At 70.2% G+C, this 17,143-nt stretch carries 13 protein-coding genes and 2 pseudogenes; 10 read left to right on the forward strand and 5 right to left on the reverse strand.

All coding sequences use genetic code 11. The annotated features are described in order from the left end of the window. The first annotated feature begins 51 nt into the window (after positions 1-51). Positions 52-1,539 (forward strand): cytochrome ubiquinol oxidase subunit I, encoded by a 1,488-nt coding sequence (locus ACQF4J_RS45525; protein ID WP_351578919.1) that lies wholly within the window; start codon positions 52-54, stop codon positions 1,537-1,539. After that, positions 1,539-2,579: a cytochrome d ubiquinol oxidase subunit II gene (locus tag ACQF4J_RS45530; protein ID WP_427168471.1), complete on the forward strand. Its 1,041-nt coding sequence runs from the start codon at positions 1,539-1,541 to the stop codon at positions 2,577-2,579. The genes ACQF4J_RS45525 and ACQF4J_RS45530 overlap by 1 nt, the downstream gene beginning before the upstream one ends. Before the next feature lie 37 nt (positions 2,580-2,616). On the opposite strand, the gene ACQF4J_RS45535 is transcribed toward ACQF4J_RS45530, so the two are convergent. Further along, positions 2,617-4,197, reverse strand: coding sequence for a GMC family oxidoreductase (locus ACQF4J_RS45535; protein ID WP_351578925.1), 1,581 nt, complete (start codon positions 4,195-4,197; stop codon positions 2,617-2,619). 175 nt (positions 4,198-4,372) lie between these two features. Next, positions 4,373-4,858 (reverse strand): gluconokinase, encoded by a 486-nt coding sequence (locus tag ACQF4J_RS45540; protein ID WP_351578928.1) that lies wholly within the window; start codon positions 4,856-4,858, stop codon positions 4,373-4,375. Between the two features lie 290 nt (positions 4,859-5,148). Between ACQF4J_RS45540 and ACQF4J_RS45545 the strand changes: the two genes are divergently transcribed. Beyond that, positions 5,149-6,120 carry a 2-hydroxyacid dehydrogenase gene (locus tag ACQF4J_RS45545; RefSeq protein ID WP_427168472.1) on the forward strand — a complete coding sequence of 324 codons (972 nt, stop codon included), beginning with the start codon at positions 5,149-5,151 and terminating at the stop codon, positions 6,118-6,120. Between the two features lie 23 nt (positions 6,121-6,143). Here ACQF4J_RS45545 and ACQF4J_RS45550 read toward each other — a convergent pair whose 3' ends face one another. After that, positions 6,144-7,088: a cyclase family protein gene (locus ACQF4J_RS45550; protein ID WP_427168473.1), complete on the reverse strand. Its 945-nt coding sequence runs from the start codon at positions 7,086-7,088 to the stop codon at positions 6,144-6,146. A gap of 3 nt (positions 7,089-7,091) precedes the next feature. Continuing rightward, complete coding sequence (locus ACQF4J_RS45555; RefSeq protein ID WP_351806320.1) at positions 7,092-8,912, reverse strand: glycoside hydrolase family 15 protein; 1,821 nt, start codon at positions 8,910-8,912, stop codon at positions 7,092-7,094. Positions 8,913-9,182: 270 nt separating this feature from the next. Here ACQF4J_RS45555 and ACQF4J_RS45560 point away from each other — a divergent pair, with 270 nt between their 5' ends. From ACQF4J_RS45560 to ACQF4J_RS45570, 3 genes are all read left to right on the forward strand, one after another. After that, positions 9,183-10,136 carry a DUF389 domain-containing protein gene (locus ACQF4J_RS45560; protein ID WP_351578937.1) on the forward strand — a complete coding sequence of 318 codons (954 nt, stop codon included), beginning with the start codon at positions 9,183-9,185 and terminating at the stop codon, positions 10,134-10,136. A 181-nt stretch (positions 10,137-10,317) separates the two neighbouring features. Then, positions 10,318-11,238, forward strand: a complete 921-nt coding sequence (locus ACQF4J_RS45565; RefSeq protein ID WP_351578940.1) for an aldose 1-epimerase family protein — start codon at positions 10,318-10,320, stop codon at positions 11,236-11,238. Between the two features lie 99 nt (positions 11,239-11,337). Then, positions 11,338-13,116, forward strand: coding sequence for a cation:proton antiporter (locus ACQF4J_RS45570; protein WP_351578943.1), 1,779 nt, complete (start codon positions 11,338-11,340; stop codon positions 13,114-13,116). 123 nt (positions 13,117-13,239) lie between these two features. Here ACQF4J_RS45570 and ACQF4J_RS45575 read toward each other — a convergent pair whose 3' ends face one another. After that, positions 13,240-13,452 carry a hypothetical protein gene (locus ACQF4J_RS45575; protein ID WP_427168474.1) on the reverse strand — a complete coding sequence of 71 codons (213 nt, stop codon included), beginning with the start codon at positions 13,450-13,452 and terminating at the stop codon, positions 13,240-13,242. Between the two features lie 35 nt (positions 13,453-13,487). Here ACQF4J_RS45575 and ACQF4J_RS45580 point away from each other — a divergent pair. The 4 genes and pseudogenes from ACQF4J_RS45580 to ACQF4J_RS45595 all read left to right on the forward strand — a co-directional run. Further along, a pseudogene (locus ACQF4J_RS45580) lies at positions 13,488-13,843 on the forward strand (transposase); the annotation flags it as partial. Positions 13,844-14,016: 173 nt separating this feature from the next. Further along, positions 14,017-14,394 carry a nuclear transport factor 2 family protein gene (locus ACQF4J_RS45585; RefSeq protein ID WP_351578949.1) on the forward strand — a complete coding sequence of 126 codons (378 nt, stop codon included), beginning with the start codon at positions 14,017-14,019 and terminating at the stop codon, positions 14,392-14,394. A 358-nt stretch (positions 14,395-14,752) separates the two neighbouring features. Further along, entirely contained in the window at positions 14,753-16,564 is a 1,812-nt protein-coding gene (locus ACQF4J_RS45590) for a protein kinase domain-containing protein (RefSeq protein ID WP_427168475.1), read from the forward strand. A gap of 36 nt (positions 16,565-16,600) precedes the next feature. Then, positions 16,601-16,857: pseudogene (locus ACQF4J_RS45595) on the forward strand (SOS response-associated peptidase family protein); the annotation flags it as partial. Positions 16,858-17,143 lie beyond the last annotated feature (286 nt).

Below are 17,143 nucleotides of genomic sequence, written 5' to 3' on the forward strand. Positions count from 1 at the left end.
CAACCTGTCCCTCCTCAGCCCAGCCCTGCAGGGCAGACCATCGAGGCGCACATGCTCAGTACCGCCGTCGTCCTGGCGAACAGCACCCCGGCCCAGCTCCTGCCGGCTCGCGAGCTGATGGCCTTCACCCTGGCCTCGCACATCCTGCTGGTCCCCTTCGGGGTGGCACTGCCGTTCATCACGCTGCTGATGCACCACCGGGGACTGCGCCGCAACGACGCCGTCGCCCTCCAGCTCGCGCGGCGCTGGTCGGCGGTGATGGCGGTGCAGTTCGCCATCGGTATCATCACCGGCACCGTGCTCTCCTTCGAGTTCGGTCTGCTGTGGCCCGGCATGATGGGCCGCTGGGGCGACGTCTTCGGGCTCGGGTTCGGTGTCGAGGCGTGGGCGTTCTTCCTCGAGGCCGTCCTCATCGCGATCTACCTCTACGGATGGCGCCGACTCAAGCCCTGGACCCACTTCTGGCTCGCCGTACCGCTGCCGCTCGCCGCCCTGATGGGAGCGTTCGGCATCATCGCGGCCAACTCCTGGATGAACACCCCACAGGGGTTCAGCCTCGACGCCCAGGGCAAGCCGACCGACGTCAACGTGCAACAGGCGATCTTCTCCCCGATGTTCGGCCCGGAGTACTGGCACTTCGTGGTCGCGATGCTCCTGACCGCCGGCTATGTGGTCGCCGGTGTGTACGCGGTCGGCTGGCTGCGGGGCCGCCGTGACCGTTACCACCGGCTCGGATTCACCGTCCCGTTCACGGTCGCCGCGATCCTCACGCCGGTCCAGTTCATGCTCGGTGACTCCGCCGCCCGCGCCGTCTTCCACAAGCAGCCGATCAAGTTCGCCGCCACCGAAATCGTCTGGAAGACCGACACCCACGTACCGGAGTACATGTTCGGACGGCTGAACAGCGACGGGACGATCTCCGGCGGGCTGAAGATCCCCCAACTCGACTCGATCCTCGCCGGCTTCAAGCCCAGCACCCAGGTGAAGGGGCTGACGTCGGTGCCGGCCGCCGACCGCCCCACCGTCGTCCAGGCCACCATCGCGCACTGGGCCTTCGACATCATGGTCACCATCGGCAGCGTGCTGATCCTGCTCGCCCTCTGGTACGCCTGGTCCTGGTTGAGACGTCGGGACAATCCACGCAACCGCTGGTTCTACCGCTGCGCCGCCCTTGCCGGAGCCGCCTGCCTGGTCACCGTGGAGTGCGGGTGGATCACCACGGAGGTCGGCCGGCAGCCCTGGATCGTCTACAACCACATGAGGGTCTCGGAGGCGGTGACCGGCACGGGCGCAGGATCGCTGTGGGCGATGCTCGGCATCGTCATGGCCGTGTACGTGGCCGTATTCGGCGCGTTCCTCGCGGTCGTCCTGAAGATGCGCATCCGCTGGCGCATCGCCGACGAGGGCACGGCCGTCGCGCGCGCTCAACTGCCGCCGGAGACCGACACCCCTTATGGGCCCAGAAGCGAGCCCGAGGCCACAACCGCCGGGGCCGCGCACAAGGGCGGGTCCGGCCACACCTCGGGCGGTGCGTCGTGATGGCCGAGTTCATCGCCTGGGTACTGGTGGCCGTGATCGCCGCCTACGCCTGCGCCGGGGGCACCGACTACGGCGCCGGCTTCTGGGACCTGCTGTCCGGCGGCGCCGAGCGCGGCAAACGGCCCCGCTGGCTGATCGACCACGCCATGGCGCCGGTCTGGGAGGTGAACAACGTCTGGTTGATCTTCGTTCTGGTCATCATGTGGACCGGCTTCCCCACGATGTTCCAGGCCGTCTTCTCCGCGATGTGGCTGCCGCTCGCGCTCGCCGCCGTGGGCCTGGTGCTCCGCGGCGCCGGGTTCGCCCTGCGCAAGCCGACCCGGCGCCTGGCCCAACAACGCGTCTACGGCGCGATGTTCGCCTTCTCGTCGCTGGTGACGCCGTTCTTCCTCGGGGCGGTGCTCGGCGGTATCGCCTCCGGGCGGGTCCAGGTCGGCACGACCGCCTCCGCGGACGCCTGGGCCAATGGAACCTCCGTTCTCGCGGGGCTGCTGGCCGTCGCCGCCACCGCCTTCCTCGGGGCGGTCTTCCTGTGCTCCGACGCCCTGCGGTTCGGCGCCGTCGACCTCGTCGACTACTTCCGGCGGCGGGCGCTGATCGCCTTCGCTGCGGTCGTCGTGCTCGCCCTCATCGGCCTGCCCGTCACCCACGACGACGCGCGGTACGTCTGGAACGGCCTGACGCGGGGTCTGGGCCTGCTGTTGATCATTCTGGCCGCGGTGGCCGGTCTGGTCACGGTGCTGCTTCTGTGGCGCCGGTCCTTCGGCTGGTCCCGACACGCCGCCGTGGCGAGCGTCGCCCTGACCGTCGGCGCCTGGGGCTTCGCTCAGCGGCCCTATGTGCTGCCCACCTCGTTGACGGTTGCGGAGGCGGCCGGCGCGTCTCACACCCTGCGCTGGCTGGCGATCGTCACGGGTATCGCGATCGTGCTGGTCGGTCCGGCGCTGGTGCTGGTCTACCGGCTCGACACGATGGGTGAGCTGGAGGAGCTCAGCGACGCGGACACCGGGGCCGCCAGAACGCCCGGGGACATCCAGTAGCGGCGCGGCGCCGACCTCAGTGGCGCGGGTGGTCCTGTCAGTTCAGCCGGGCGGTGATGTGGTCGCCGACGCGCAGGGCGTTGGCGATGGCGGTCAGGGACGGGTTCACCGCGCCGATGCTGGGGAAGAAGCTGGTGTCCACGACGTAGAGGTTGTCGAGGTCGTGGGCCTTGCAGTTGACGTCCAGGGCCGAACTGCGCGGGTCGTCGCCGAACCGCACCGTGCCGGCCTGGTGCGCGGTCGCGCCGATCGGCATGCCCTTGTGCAGGTAGATGCTGTGATCCAGCAGGTGGTGCTCGTGCATGCCCAGGTGCCCGAGCATGCCGCGCAGTTTGTGCTGGAGGCGCTTGAGCCCGGCGATGTTGTTCTTCTCGTCGAGCGCGAGGTGGATGCCGTCGTCCTTGTCGAGGGTGACCCGGCTCTCGGGCAGGGGGAGGTCCTCACCGCACAGCCAGAAGTCGACCGCGTGATGCGCCAGTACCTCGAAGGGCATGTCGGGCATGACGGTCCCGGTCCAGCGTGGCGCCTCGCCGTGGATCTGGTCGGCGTCCGACTTGCCGAGCATCTGAATGCCCCCGAGTGGGAACTCCCAGTCGTCGGCGCCGAGATACCAGTCGTTCAGCGCCAGGGTCTTCTGGAATCTGGTGGGGTTCGGTTCCTTCGACACCGCCATCAGCGCCAGGTTGTTGTGGCGCATGTAGTGACGTCCCACCACGTCCGAGCTGTTGGCCAGGCCGCGGGGGTGCTTGTCATTGGCCGAACGCAGCAGCAGCACGGCGGAGTTGACCGCGCCGGCGGCGACCACCACGATGTCGGCGCCGAACGTCTCGGTCACTCCGTTCCTGAGCTCGGCGACAACCCTGGTGACGGTGCGTCCGGTCGGGTCGGTCTCCAGGCGCCGCACGTTCGCGTCGGTCACCATCGTGACGTTGTCGTACCTGAGCGCCGGGTCGACGCAGATCACCTGTGCGTCGGACTTGGCGCCCATCAGACAGGGGAAGCCGTCGACCCGGTCACAGCGGATGCAGACGCTGTCGTGGGTGGCCCGGCCGTGTTCGTCCTGGGTCAGGTTCACGCCGATGGGCAGGTGGAAGGGATGCAGGCCCACCTTCCCCAGATCGTCACTGAGTTGCTGGATGCGCGCCTCGTGCTCGACCGGCGGGTAGGCGTACTGTGCGCTGGTCGGCCCTGCTGTGGGGTCCTCGCCGTGCCGGCCGTGCACCAGGTAGAGGTGCTCGGCCTGGGTGTAGTACGGCTCCAGGTCCTCGTAGCGGATCGGCCAGGCCGGGGAGATGCCGTCGTGGTGGCGCAGTTCGCCGAAGTCCTCGGGCCGCAGCCGGAACAGCGCGGCGCCGTAAAACTTGGTGTTGCCCCCGACGTAGTAGTTCACCTCCGGGGGGAACTCGTTGCCGTGCTTGTCGTACCAGAACTCGGGCGCGCGGTATTGGCCCTTGACGAAGACGGCGGTGGAGTCCCAGTTGTCCCGCTCACGTGGCAGGTAGCCGCCGCGCTCCAGGATCAGGACCCGTTTGCCGGTGGGGGCCAGTCGGTGGGCGAGCGTGCCGCCGCCCGCTCCCGTACCGATGATGATGACGTCGTAGTGCTGATCGTCGGCCATGAGGCGGTGCCCGTTCTAGGAGTCGTCGGCTGTCCTGGCCGTGGCGCCCGTCCGGGGTCTCCGGGGCTGTGATGTTCTGCACGGACACTCGGGCAATCGGAACATTCTGGGCCAATTCCCAAACTATCGGGTAGGCCAGGTGGTGGCGACCCGGCGAAATCGATCAGGTGTTCATTCAGTGGTGCTGCCGCAGCGCGCGTGCCGCCTCTTCGACGATCGACTGTGGGTCACCCGTCGCGTCGACGGTCAGGCCCGACTCCTCCGACCGCAGCGGTTCGAGGATGGCGTACTGTGAGCCCACCAGGCGGGCGGGCATGAAATGGCCGACGCGGCCTGCGACCCGTTGGTCGGCGGTCGCCCGGTCGAGCGCCAGATACAGGAACCACACACCGGCGTCAGCCCTGCGGAACTCATCCCGGTAACCGTGCTTGAGGGCCGAGCACGCCATCACCCCGCCCCGGCCGTCGTCGCGTGCCTGGCGGATCCAGTCGGCCAGGGACAGCAACCACAGCCGGCGGTCCTCGTCGTCCAGTGGATGCCCTGCTGCCATCTTGGCGCGATTCGCGGCGGGGTGGACGTCGTCCCCCTCCAGGAAAGGCACCTTGAGCCGCTGCGCGAGCAGTCGCCCCACGGTGGACTTCCCCGAACCCGAGACACCCATGACCACTACGACTCCGGGCGTCCTGTGACTTGTTCGCACAACATTCCTCCGAAGCGGCACCTGTCCGAGGCAGGCCGTCAGTAAGGGGTGAGGGTGTCCGATGCCCATGTGACGGCAGATGTCGCACCCTCTCGTTCGCACATTACGTGCGGTGAGAGCACAAGACCGAACAAACCCACTGGTCAAACGTGTTGTTCGGGGACATGGGCGCCTCCCGGCCAGGGGGCCGGGAGCTGTCTCGCCACAAGTCCGGCAGGCGCTCTCGCGACCGATTCGTTTAGATTCGGCTTGTGAGCCCTGTGAGCTTTGAAGGCCGTGCCGCCGATCAGAGCACCGCCAGGTTCCTGTTCCCCTACCCGGCCTCGCGGATCGGTGGCCTGCCCGAGGGGCTGCCCGTCGCGGTGTGGGACGGTACGAGCGCTCCGCCCGCCGTCGAGAGCCTGCGGGAGGTGGAGTTCTTCGTCATCCCCTACACCTTCACGGAGGCCGCCGCAGCGGTGCTCCCGTGCCTGCCGCGGCTGCGTGTCGTCCAGTCCCTTTCCGCCGGCGTCGAGACCCTGGTGACACACGTTCCCGGCGGAGCCGTTCTCTGCAACGCCAGGGGTGTGCACGACGCCAGCACCGCCGAACTGGCCGTGTCGCTCATCCTCGCGTCGCTCCGCGGCATCCCCGACTTCGTCCGTGCCCAGGACGCCCGGGAATGGCGGACCGGCTTCCGCCCGGCGCTGGCCGACCGCACCGTCCTGCTCCTGGGCTACGGTGCCATCGCCGCCGCCGTCGAGGCCCGGATCGCCTCCTTCGAGTGCGAGGTCCTGCGCGTCGCCCGGAGCGCCCGTACCACCGCGCGCGGGGCCGTTCACGCGCTCGTCGACCTACCCGAGCTCCTGCCCCGCGCGGACGTCGTGGTGGTCACCGTCCCGCTCACCCAGGGGACCCGTGGTTTGATCGACGCCGGTTTCCTCGCGCAGCTGCGGGACGGCGCCCTGCTGGTGAACGTGTCCAGGGGCGCGGTGGTGGACACCGACGCCCTGCTCGCCGAGCTCGGGACGGGCCGGTTGAGCGCGGCCCTCGACGTCACCGACCCCGAACCGCTCCCGGCCGGTCATCCGCTCTGGCGCGCGCCCAACACGCTGATCAGCCCTCATGTCGGAGGCCAGAGCTCGGCGTTTCTGCCCCGGGCGCTGCGGCTGATTCGCGCGCAGGTGCTGCGCCATCTGGCCGGGGAGCCGCTGGAGAACATCGTGCGGGACCGCGAGCCGTGACCTCGATCCGATATCCCAGGACCTCACAATACGGCGATCGGGTTGACCGGTGAGCCGGTGGCGTCCGGCAGCCTCAGCGGGGCGATCACGCACAGGAACGACCAGCGTCGCTCAGCCTCGCAGATCGGTGCCAGGTCCTCGAACCGCAGGTAGTCCAGCAAGTGCAGGCCCATGGCGTGGACCGCCAGCACGTGCACGGGGAAGTCGACGCCCTCGGTGGAGCTCGGGGCGGTGTCGTTGTTGCCGTCGCCGCCGAGCACGGCGACCCGCCGGTCGCCCAGGAACTCCAGCGCGGAGGGATGCAGCCCCGCGCGCGCGTCCGCCGCGTGCCACGCGCCCAGCTCCCCGCGGCGTCGCCGGTGGCCGACCCTGACGAACAGGAGGTCGCCCTCGCCCACGTGGACGTGCTGGGCGGTCTCGGCCGCGGTGAGGTCGTCGACGGTGACGTGATCACCCGGTTCGAGCCATGGCACACCGCGCAGTCGCGGGATGTCCAACAGCACGCCGCGTCCCACGATCCCGTCGCGCGCCGCCTCCACGGAGAGCGCCGTGGCCCCGTCCGCCGTGACGCTGCTCGCGGTCACACCGCCGTGCAGTGTGCCGTCGTAGATCACATGGCACAGGGCGTCGATGTGGCTGTCGGCGTCGCCGTGCACGTTCATCGCGAAGCTGTCCATCGCGAAGCCGAGCCCGCTGGAGGAGTGTTCCTCCGGCCGCCCCTTCATCCGGTGCCTCGCGGGCTCCGGGTTGTCCGGACCGGACCGGGTCTCCACCGGCGCGGCGAGCGTGACCGTTCGGCCGGTCCGCACCTCCCGGGTGGCGGCCAGCACCCGCGCGGGAGTGAGCGCGGCCAGGGCACCCCGGTCGCCCTTGGCCCAGGCGGAGCGCGCGACCATGCGCCGGTGGAGCGTGTCGAACTCGAGCTGCGTCAGCCGTGGTGGTTCTGCCGGACGGGCATGCGTGACCATGGGTCAGCGTCCATGCTCCGCGTCGAGAGCCTCATCGAGCGTGATGGCGGCCATGATCAGGGAAAGGTGGGTGAACGCCTGGGGGAAGTTGCCCAGTTGCTCCCCGCTCGGACCGACCTCCTCGGCGAACAGGCCGACGTGGTTGGCGTAGGTCTGCATTTTCTCGAAGGTGTAGCGGGCCTGGGACAGCCGCCCCGCCCGGGCCAGCGCGTCGACGTAGAGGAACGTGCACAGACTGAACGTGCCCTCCGAGCCGCGCAGCCCGTCCGGTGATGCCGCCGGGTCGTAGCGGTAGACAAGGCTGTCGGAGACGAGCTTGCGGTCCATCGCGTCCAGCGTGGAGAGCCAGGCCGCGGCCCGGGGAGCGGTGAATCCGACCATGGGCATCACCAGCAGCGATGCGTCCAGGACGTCGCCGTCGTAGTGCTGGACGAAGGCGCGCTCCTTCTCGCTCCAGCCGCGTTCCATCACCTGGTCGAACACGGCGTCCCTCGCCTTGCGCCACCGCTCCACGTCGGCGGGACGGCGGAAGTGGTCGGCCAGGCGCAGCCCGTGGTCGAAGGCGACCCACGACATCACCCGGCTGTAGGTGAAGTCCTTGCGGCCGCCACGGGTCTCCCAGATGCCCTCGTCCGGCCGGTCCCAGTTGTCGGCCAGCCAGTCCAGCGTCCTGGCCAGCGTCTGCCACCCCTCGAAGCTGGCCTGCTGGGCGATCTCGCGCCCCTGGGACACCGCGTAGAGAGCCTCGCCATAGATATCCAGCTGCAGCTGGTCGGCGGCGCCGTTACCGACGCGGACCGGGGAGGAACCGCGGTAGCCCTCGAAGTGCTCGAGTGTCTCCTCCGGGAGGTCGGCGTTGCCGTCGACCCGGTACATCGTCTGGAGGGCCTCCTCCTCCTTGCCCTCGCGCTCACGCAGCCTCTCCATCAGCCAGTGGACGAAGGCGGTGGCCTCCTCGACGAAGCCGAGGTCCAGCATGGCCCGCACCGACAGGGCGCCGTCACGTACCCAGGTGAACCGATAGTCCCAGTTGCGCTCTCCTCCCACCTGTTCGGGCAGTCCCATGGTGGCCGCCGCGACGAGGGCACCGGTGGGGGCGTAGGTGAGGAGCTTGAGCGTGATGACCGAACGGTGCACGAGCTCGGGCCACCTTCCCCGGTAGCGGGACTGGCGCAACCAGTGCTGCCAGAACAGGCTGACCTCCTCGAACTGCCCGGTGAGCCCCTCGACCGTGGGGGGCGCCGGCGCTTCGCCGCCGGACGCGCAGACGGTGAACACGACACCGCCGGACTGACCGGCGCGCAGTGTCACCCTGCCGCGCACATCCTCGCCGTCCCGTTCCAGGGGGAAGGTGGACTGCAGGTACCCGTCGATCCCGGGCGCCCGGAACACGGCGCCGTCCTCGCCGAGTTGAAGCTCGTGTTCGGCCCGGCCGTAGTCGAAGCGCGGTCGGCACTCGAGCGTGAAGTCGACCGTCCCGCGCACGGCACGCACCACGCGGATCAGGGTGTGGCGGTCGGTGGCGGTGCGGGTCCGGCCCGGGGGCATGAAGTCGACCACCTCGCCCACGCCGTCCGGCGACATGAACCGGGTCACCAGAATGGCCGTGTCGGGATAGTAGAGCTGTTTGCAGGTCGCCTCGGGATGCTCGGGGGCCAGGAGCAGGTAACCGCCGCCGTCGTGGTCGAGCAGCGAGGCGAAGATGCTGGGCGAATCGAAACGGGGAGCCGCGAACCAGTCGACGACGCCCTGCGACGAGATGAGCGCTGCGGTCTGCAGGTCACCCACCAGGCCGTGCTCGGCGATGGGAGGGTAGCGGTCCATTGCTGCTCCCCGGTCTCGGGAACCCCCTACGTCCCTCCACTATCCGGCACCCCTGTTGTCCCCGCCATGTCGACGCGGTCGTGGGCCGACTGCCCCTGGGGTCATCGCCCGGGACAGGCCGAACGCGACCGCGGCAGGTGTTGCCTTCGTCTTGCCGGTCACCCTCCGTCAGGTATTACTGAATGCGGTCAGCCGGGCACATTCGGTCCCCGGTCCTGCGTGCGGACACTCGGTACCCGTGCGGCCGGAGCCGAGTCACGGAGGCTGTGGATGGAGATGATTCATGTCCGACTGGTGAGTCCGGTCGATCTCACCCCTCAGGCAGTCGGGCTGCTCACCGATGACCGCTATGTCTTCAACCTGGTCGTCCACCCCGGACTGGCCCACAACCCCGACGGCGACGCGGTCGAGTGCGACATTCTGGCCGGCGCGGCCAACACCGTGCTGCGAGGTCTGCGCGAGCTGGAGGTCGACCGCCGCGGATCCATCGTCATCGAGCCGGTCGACATGGCCTTCTCCGGCACGGCGGCCGAGGCGGAGCAGCAGCAACTCGGTGCGCTCGCTCACGCGCCGGTCTGGGAGGAGGTGGAAGCGCGCATTCGCGCCGAGGGCACCTACCTGCCGAGCTTCTACGTCTACCTGGTCATCGCGGGCGTCATCGGGGCGGTGGGCATCATCACCAACTCCCAGATCCTCATCGTGGCGGCGATGGTCGTCGGACCGGAGTACGGCGCCATCACCAGCGTCGCGCTTGGCCTCGACCGCGGCAACGGCACCCGGATCCGGCAGGGCCTGTTCGCCCTGACCGCCGGATTTCTGATGGCCGTCCTGGTGACCTTCCTGTTCTCGGCGGCCATTCGCGGCCTCGGCCTTGAATCCAAGGCGTTCGACCTGGGCTTCAGGCCGGTCTCCACGCTGATCGACGCCCCCAACGTCTTCTCCGTCGTCGTCGCGGTGCTGGCCGGCATCGTCGGGATCGTGTCCCAGACCCAGGCCAGGACGAGCGCGCTGCTCGGCGTCTTCATCTCGGTCACCACCATCCCCGCCGCCGCGGACATCGGCGTCTCCTGCGCGTTCTCCAGCTGGAGCGAGGCGCGTGGATCCCTGGTCCAGCTTCTGCTCAACATCGTGCTGCTGATCCTCGTGGGGGTGCTGACGCTCAGATTCCAACGGGCGGTCTGGCGGTACATCACCCGGCGCAGCGAGCGCTCCGGCGGCAGGTGAAGCCGTCGTCCCGTGCGGTGGCCCCACCGGGCGAACGTGCCCGGCGATTCCGCCGGCGGGCACGTGTCGCGCTTGACCGGGCCGGAGGGGGGCCGCACGCTCCCGACGAGGAGGCCAGAACGAGAGGGCACCATCACGCCACGTCCGAGGACGGCGGCCGGACGGACCGAGGAGGCCAGGCGTGCAGGAGGGCAGCACCGGACGGCAACTGACCCTGCGCCACGGCGCGCACACGGCGGTCGTCGTCGAGCTGGGCGCGGCGCTCCGGTCGTACTCCGTCGGTGACCGTGCCGTCGTCGACGGATTCGCCGCACAGGACCGGATCACCGGCGGGCGCGGCCAGATCTTGGTGCCGTGGCCCAACCGGATCCGCGACGGCCGGTACCGCTGGAACGGACAGGATCACCAGCTGCCGCTCACCGAGCCGGCCGGCGGCAACGCGATCCACGGGCTGCTGCGGTGGACCTCGTGGCAGGTCGTGGAGGCGAGCGACAGCCGCACCGTCCTGGAGGTGTCGCTGTGGCCGCAGCCGGGCTATCCGTTCCACCTGCGCGTCCGCGCCGCGTACGCACTGGGTGACGGCGGGCTGGAAATCGCCGTCACCGCACGCAACCTCGGAACGAGTGCTGCCCCCTACGGCTTCGGACAGCATCCCTACCTCACCGCGGGCACCGCAGTGGTCGACCAGGCGGTGCTGACCGTCCCCGCACGGACATGGCTGCGCACCGATGAGCACGGCCTGCCGGTGGCCACCGAGCCGGTCGCCGGCACGCCGTACGACCTGCGTACGCCACAGCCGGTCGGAGCGCGCCGACTCGACACACCGTTCGGCGACCTCGACCGGGACACGGAGGGGCGGGCCGTGATCCGCCTGGCTCATCCCTCGGGTGCCTTCGGCACGGACCTGTGGCTCGGCGAGGGCGCCCACTACGTGCAGGTGTACACCGGCGACACCCTCCCGCCGGGGGAGCGCCGTCGCGCGCTCGCCGTCGAACCGATGACCTGCCCGCCGGACGCCTTCCGCAGCGGTACGGCTCGCGTCGGCCTCGGGCCGGGCGAGCGGCACACGGTCCGCTGGGGGATCACGCCATGGGGGACATGACGGCACCGACCCTGCGCCGTGATCATGCGGCCGAGATCGCCACCGCCGTCTCCTGGACCACACCGATACGACTCACCACCGCGCACCGTAAGGCCACCCGTGACGACGAATCAGGTGCTCACCGGAGTGGGCCTGATCCTGGTCCTCGCCGTCGGATCGCAGATCCTGGCGAGCCGCCTGCGCATCCCGGCCCTCATCGTCCTGCTGCCGGTGGGCTTCGCCGCCGGCGCCTGGATCGACGACGTCGACCCCCAGCGGCTGCTGGGGCCGGCGTTCTCACCGCTGGTGTCGCTGGCCGTCGCCGTGATCCTCTACGACGCGGGCCTCGGCCTGGACCTCGCGAGGCTGAAGGGGCACACCCGGCGCGTCGTCGTCAGACTGCTCTGGATCGGTGTCCTGATCACCTGGCTGCTCGCCGCGCTCCTCGCCATGCCGCTGCTGGGCATGTCCCGGCCCGCGGCCGTCATGATCGGCGCGATCCTCGTGGTCTCGGGACCGACGGTCGTGGGACCCCTTCTCAGCTTCGTACGGCCCAAGGACAGGCTCCGGCACCTGCTGGTCTGGGAGGGCTCCCTCATCGACCCGGTCGGAGGCATTCTGGGGGCACTGGTCTTCCACGCGGTCTCGGCGAGCACGAAGCACCGTTTCGCCAGCGGAACCGCCGGCTTCCTGGTCAGCATCGGTGTCGGAGTAGCCGGAGGAGTCATCGGGGCGGCTTTGCTGTGGGTGCTGTTCCGGGTGCTGCGGCTGGGTGAAGTCCTCGGCACCACCGCCCAGCTCGCCGCGGTGATCGGAGTGGCGGCGCTGTGCGACGTTCTACGCGACGACACGGGGCTCATCGCCGCGGTGATGATGGGCCTGGCCGTCGCCAACCTCCGCGGCATTGACGTCCCCGCGCGCCGGCCGTTCTTCGAGACCCTGGTCAGCCTGATCCTCGGCCTGCTCTTCATCTCCATCTCCGCCACCGTCACCCCGCAGTCGCTGCGCCATGTGGGGCTACCCGCGCTCGGGCTCGCCGCGTTTCTGGTGCTGGCGGTCCGGCCGTTGGTCGCGGCCCTGTCCACCCTCGGCACCGACCTGACGCGCGGCGAGCGGGGCTTCATCGGCTGGATGGCACCGCGGGGCATCGTCGCAGCCGCCACGGCGTCGACGTTCTCGGCCAGCCTCGTGGCCGAGGGGATCGGTGGCGCGCAGAAGATCCTTCCCGCCACGTTCGTGGTCATCGTCGCGACCGTGACGTTGTACGGTCTGACCGCCTCGCCCGTGGCCCGGCGGCTGGGCGTGGTGCGTCCCTCCCGCTCACGTCCGCTCCTGGTCGGCGGTGACCCGTGGGTGGTGGACCTGGCGGTGGCTCTGAAGTCGGCGGGGCTGGAGGTGCTGATGTGGGCCGGCCAGGAGCAACAGCGCGAACGGATCAGGCAGGCCGGGGTGGAGCTCGCACCCGGTGAACTGCTGGCCGCCATCACGGGCCAGGATCCCGAGCTGCAAGGCATCACGGGGGTGTTCTTCCTCACCGCCGAGGACGACTTCAACGCACTGGCGGCCTCGATTCTGCGGGGCAGCGTCGAGGGGGTGGTCCATCACCTCGGCGCGCCGCCCGACAGTCGCGGCGTGGTGGCGCCATTCATCGGTGGTGAGGTGCTGTTCGGCACGGACCTGACCTGGCCGACCTTGTCCAGGGCATACGAGGAGGGGGCCGCCGTCCTGGCGCAGCCCGCCGACGGTGTGCTGCCGCCTGGCTGCGAGCTTCTGTTCCTGGTGCGGCCGGACGGTCGCCTCGATCCGGTCACCCAGACCGGCAGACCGCTGCCGAGGCCGGGGGACACGGTCGTCCTGCTGGCCCCCGGCGGACGGGGTGCCGCGCGTCACCCGGAGTAGGAGCCCGCTGATCATCCGGTTTCGTGCCGGCCGGACGTACTCCGTGGCACCCGCATGGACGGCCTCGGAATGCCCATGGCAGTCCACGTCCCACAGCCGCCGCGTTTCCCCAGGTGTCAGGGGTCAGGCGGCTTTGATTGTCGGAGTCATGATTCGCGGCGGGTGCGCCAGTCGCGTGGGCTGCAGCCGGTTCGTAGCGGTCGGGTCGTTGGGCACCTGCACGACCACGTTGACCTGCTCGGTCTGGACGACACTGTCGCCGTCCTGGTCTCCGTCGGCGATCTGGCGGGCCAGCCAGCGAACGGCCTCGTCGTCCGGGTCTGGGGCGAGGGCCAACGGGGGCCAGGGTCATCCACACGTATGCGTAAGACAACCGCAACGACGTCACTCAGCTCCTGCCCCTGCTCGACAAGATCCCGGCTGTTGCCGGCGTCGTCGGCCGGCCACGTAGACGGCCCGAGACGCTGTTCGCCGACCGCGGCTACGACCACGACAAGTGCAGTCGGCCCGTACGGCAACGCGGCATCCGGCCGGTGATCGCCGAACGAGGACAAGCGCACGGCACCGGCCTGGGCACCTTCCGCTGGTCGTTGAACGGGTTATCTCCTGGCTGCACGGCTTCCGCCGCCTGCGCATCCGCTGGGAACGACGCGACGCCATCCACGAGACCTTTCTCGGACTCGCCATCTGCCTGATCACCCACCGCAACGTCCACAGGCTTTGTTAGGGCCACTTGGTCGCGGACCAGACTGATTGTCTTTCCCTTCACCATGGATGCCCCGGGCCGCTGTGTCTGATGCCGGCATGGCAGGTTGGGTGTATGGCTTCAGTGTTGTTGTCGCCTGCGGCTATCCGGCATCACGGACCGAGTGTGTCAGTAGGGCCTGTCAGGATGCGGCCATGGAGTCTTCGAAGATCGTTGAAGCGTTGTGGGACCGCATGCAGGCCCGGGACTGGGAGGGACTGGGTGAGTTGCTGGCCGATGACCTGGTGGTGGAGTGGCCCGTGAGTGGAGAGCGGATCGTGGGTCGCGACAACTTCGTGAGTATCAACGCGGAGTACCCGGAGGGGTGGTCGATCCGGGTGCTGCGGATCGTGGCGGATGGCGAGGCGGTGGTCTCTGAGGTGGAGGTCCCGCACGCTGCCATGGGGGTCCACCGCGTGGCGTCGTTCTGGACCGTTCGGGACGGAAAGATCGTTGGTGGGCGGGAGTACTGGACTGAGTTGGGTACGGACCCGTCGCCGGAATGGCGGGCTGCGTACGTGCAGCGGGTGTAGACCGCTTGCGTTGGCCGTCCGTACGCCTGTCGTATGCCGGTTACCGGTCCTACAGTGCCCGCATGGGCAGGGATTGTGGCCCCCCGGCTGTGGCTGGTTGTGGTCGCCGGAGCAGGATGTTGGGCGCCGTCATGCCGGGGATGCGGTGCGGCCAGGTCATCCACTACAACCTGTCCACCGCTGGCCCTGGTCTGTGCGAAGACGCCCTCAAAGACACCGGCGATGGCCTGCCCGTCCCGCCTTCGCTACCTACTGGGAAGACCTGGTCACCTCCTGAGCAAAGCTCCCGCACGGTCACGTCAGGCCCGCCTACTATCCTGCTTCCGTCACGGGGTGAGGTGACCAGGGGGAGGCGTGGGTGCAGTCGTTGGAGAGCACGGATCCGGCCACGATCGGCGGCTATCAGTTGCTGGCGCGGCTCGGTGCGGGCGGTATGGGGCAGGTCTATTTGTCGCGCACGCCGACCGGCCGTCCCCTGGCGCTGAAGACGGTCCGCCCCGACCTCACCGCCGCTCCGGACTTCGAGCGGCGCTTCGCCCGGGAGATCCGTACCAGCGACCGTGTCCGGTCCCCGTGGACCGTCTCGGTGGTGGATTTCAGCCCGCCCGGCCATCGCCCGCTGTGGCTGGCCACCGAGTACGTCGCCGCGCCTGCTCTCTCCGACTGGGTCGCCGGGCACGGGCCGCTGCCGCCCGCCGCCCTGCGTGCCCTGGCCGCCGAACTCGCCGCGGCGCTGACCGCCGTGCACGCCTGCGGGCTCACCCACCGGGACGTAAAACCGTCCAACGTCCTACTCGGCCGCGACCGGCCTATGCTCATCGACTTCGGCATCGCCCGGGCCGCCGACGACTCCCGCCATACCAGCACCGGCGGTGTCATCGGCTCGCCCGGCTATCTCGCTCCCGAACAGGCGGCTGGGGGAGCGGTCACCGAGGCGGGCGACATCTTCTCCCTGGGCGCTGTCCTGGTGTTCGCCGCGACCGGCACCGGTCCCTTCGAGTATCCCGGTGAGCAGCCCTCGGCCGCGTCCCTGCTGTACCGCATCGTCCATGAGCCGCCCCGCCTGGACGGTGTACCGGCCGAACTGGCCCCGCTGATCCGCGACTGCCTGGCGAAGCGGCCCGAAGGCCGGCCGGACAGCGCCGAGTTGGCGGCCCGGCTGCGCCGGGGGCGGGCCGCGGACGACCCGCGGACGGCCGCTCGTGAGGGCGGGCCCGCTTCGGTGGCCGACGCGTGGAAGGGCGCGCTCCCGCCCGGACTCGGCGCCGACCTCGCGGCCCGCGAGGAGGAGGTCGCACACCTGTGTGCGGTACCGCCGCACGGTGAGGGGCAGGCGCCGTCGGACGCGGTGGCGTCCGCCGGCGGGAGACCGCCCGTGCCGGCGACCGCCGGGGCGGGGCCCCTGACCCCATCCCTCGGCCACCCGACCCCCGCCACGCCGTACGCACCGCACCCCAACATCCCGGAACCGTACGGCCAGTCGGCCCCGGACACCCCCACGTCGTACGGCCCGTTCACCCCTGACACCGCCCAGCCCCGCTTCGCCCCCGGCACCGCCGGGCCAGGCGGGTTCGGGCCGCACGGAGCCCCCGCCCCCCACAGGGACGGGGGTGCACGCCGCCGCGTCCGCTGGACCGTCGCCGGCACCGTCCTCGCGGTGGCCGCCCTAGTGACCGGCGTCCTGCTATGGAACCCGTTCGACAAGGAGGCGGCCGGTGAAGGCTCCACGGCCTCCCCGACCCCCTCGTCATCCGCGCCCGCCCTCTCCGCAGCATGGGCGGGCGTCTGGACCGGCACGGGGCCGGGCAACCCTGACGCGGACGGCCAACAGCACCCGCGCACCGAGTCGTTCACCGTGACCCTCACCCTGCACACCGCCGAGGTGGGCGAACTGGCCGGCAAACAGGTCAGCAACATCAAGGAGGCCGGCACCGGCCGCGAGGTCGGCTGCACAGAAGCCCTGGAACTACGGTCGGTACGCGGCACGACGGCCACGTTCGTCGCGGCCACCAGCCACCCGACCAACCGCTCGGACACCTCGCTGCAATGCGAGAGCGGCCACCTGTACGTGGTCCAGCTGACCGCTGCCGACACCATCAGCCTTGGTGATGAGGGCAGCCAGTCCGCCGGTGCGCCCTCGGCCCTGCACCACAGCCGCGGCACGTCCTGAGCAGCGCCCGCCGGGGCTGCGCGGCGCAGGCTTGAGGACGATGACCCGGCCGCGTGGCTCATGACCTGCACGATCATCACTACCGAACCCACCGACGCCGCCGGCCGAGTCCACCCCGTATGCCGCTCGCCCTCACCCCCGATCACTACGACGCCTGGCTCGACCCCGCCCATTCCGACCCCGGCGAGTTGCGGGCCCTGCTCGGCCAGCTGACCGGCGGCCACCTGCAGGGCCGCCCGGTCTCCACCGCGGTCAACAACGTCCGCAACAACGGCCCGCAGCTCCTGGACGACGTCGACGTGGCCCGCGACGTCGCCGGCCGGTGGCGGCACCCCGTACGCCTGCACCGCCTTCGGCCTGACCTCTCCACAGGCGATGCAGCCGGCTTCGGCGACAACGGCTGAACAGCCGTCGATCGGCTCCTCGAGGCCCGCACCATCGGTACCGCGTCCTCGCGCACGTGACGAAGGCGCCCAACGACCCCAGTCCGTGGGCGCCCCGGTGTCGCGGCCGCTATCGGCGCATCCTCAGCTGCCCGACGTAGCGGACGCAGCGCAGCACGACCAGCGCCGAGGCGTA

This window comes from Streptomyces sp. C1-1, from assembly GCF_050214755.1.
Classification (GTDB): Bacteria; Actinomycetota; Actinomycetes; order Streptomycetales; family Streptomycetaceae; genus Streptomyces.

What these genes read in the sequence shown, in the direction of transcription:
- ACQF4J_RS45540 (WP_351578928.1), bottom strand. Translation starts at nt 4,858, where the DNA reads ATGGGTGTCTCGGGTTCGGGGAAGTCCACCGTGGGGCGACTGCTCGCG.
- ACQF4J_RS45560 (WP_351578937.1), top strand. Translation starts at nt 9,183, where the DNA reads ATGGAGATGATTCATGTCCGACTGGTGAGTCCGGTCGATCTCACCCCT.
- ACQF4J_RS45550 (WP_427168473.1), bottom strand. Translation starts at nt 7,088, where the DNA reads ATGGTCACGCATGCCCGTCCGGCAGAACCACCACGGCTGACGCAGCTC.
- ACQF4J_RS45555 (WP_351806320.1), bottom strand. Translation starts at nt 8,912, where the DNA reads ATGGACCGCTACCCTCCCATCGCCGAGCACGGCCTGGTGGGTGACCTG.
- ACQF4J_RS45585 (WP_351578949.1), top strand. Translation starts at nt 14,017, where the DNA reads ATGGAGTCTTCGAAGATCGTTGAAGCGTTGTGGGACCGCATGCAGGCC.
- ACQF4J_RS45535 (WP_351578925.1), bottom strand. Translation starts at nt 4,197, where the DNA reads ATGGCCGACGATCAGCACTACGACGTCATCATCATCGGTACGGGAGCG.
- ACQF4J_RS45525 (WP_351578919.1), top strand. Translation starts at nt 52, where the DNA reads ATGCTCAGTACCGCCGTCGTCCTGGCGAACAGCACCCCGGCCCAGCTC.
- ACQF4J_RS45530 (WP_427168471.1), top strand. Translation starts at nt 1,539, where the DNA reads ATGGCCGAGTTCATCGCCTGGGTACTGGTGGCCGTGATCGCCGCCTAC.